This is a genomic window from Myxococcus sp. AB025B, from assembly GCF_006518215.1.
GTDB classification, from domain to species: Bacteria; Myxococcota; Myxococcia; order Myxococcales; family Myxococcaceae; genus Myxococcus; species Myxococcus fulvus.
In genome coordinates this window covers 1-1069 of sequence record NZ_SRLW01000651.1, presented here as the reverse complement: position 1 = coordinate 1069, position 1069 = coordinate 1, and the positions used below count along the sequence as shown (strand labels likewise).

The 1069-nt window shown below is 68.7% G+C and carries 1 protein-coding gene; it reads left to right on the top strand.

The genetic code is table 11. The features are described from left to right. On the top strand, positions 1 to 1069 hold a 1069-nt coding region (locus FL311_RS43320), incomplete at both ends, for a transposase (RefSeq protein WP_141333532.1).

The window sequence follows — 1069 nt, the reverse complement described above, 5'->3', positions numbered from 1 at the left end:
AGGGCTTCGACCCGAAGAAGACGCCGAAGACGCTGCGCGTGGGGGTGGACAGCCGCCCTCTGGAAGGGGCCGGGCGGGTTGAGGACACCATCAACCTGCTCGGCCACGCAGGCTGCAAGGTGGCCGAGGGCATGGCGCTCGCGCTCGGCACCGACGTCGAGGAGGTGTGTCAGCAGGCGAATGCGCCGTTGCTGATGGCCAGCAGCATCAAGGCCGGCCTCGACATCGATTGGAGCGCGCCCGACGCGAAGCTCGACGCACTCAATCGCCTGTGCCGACAGCTCGACCGTCTCATGGCCTGGGTGGCGAAGCAGTCGAAGTCGTGCGTCGCGGCTCCACTGACGCGCTACATCGAAGCGCTCGCGCAGGTGAAGGCGCAGGACCTTGAGCCGCGTCCCGAGGGCGGAGTGCAGATTCGGCAGGGCGTGGCGGCCGACCGTCGCATCTCCATCGAGGACCCGGACATGCGCCACGGGCGCAAGAGCAAGAGCAAGCGCTTCAATGGCTACAAGCAGCACGTCGGCACCGACCTCGACACGGAGCTCGTGGTGGCCTGCGCCGTGACGCCGGCCAACCGCCCCGAAGAGGAGGCGACGGGGGCCCTGCAGGAAGACATGGCCCACCAGGAGCTCTTCCCCGACGTCCTGCTCATCGACAGGGCGTACCTCAACAGCCCCATGACCGAAGACGTGCTGGCCAGCGGCGGCGACGTCGTCTGCCGGCCGTGGCGTGGAGCCAGCGCGAAGCCCGGACTCTTCGGCAAGCGCGACTTCAAAGTGAACATCCGCGACGGCACCATTACGTGTCCTGCTGGCGAGGTGGAGCCCTTCGAGCCCGGCGCCGTCGTGCACTTCGACCCGGAAGCCTGCGGACCATGCAAGCTGCGCCCGAGTTGTACCCAGGCGGCGTCCGGCAAGGGGCGCAGCGTCACGATGGGCGACGACGAGCGGCTCCAGAAGCGCCTTCGCTCACGTCTGCAGTCGCGCGCAGGCCGTGCACAACTCCGCGAGCGTGTCGGTGTCGAGCATCGCCTGGCACATCTCGCCAACCGCCAGGGCCCGAAGGCCCG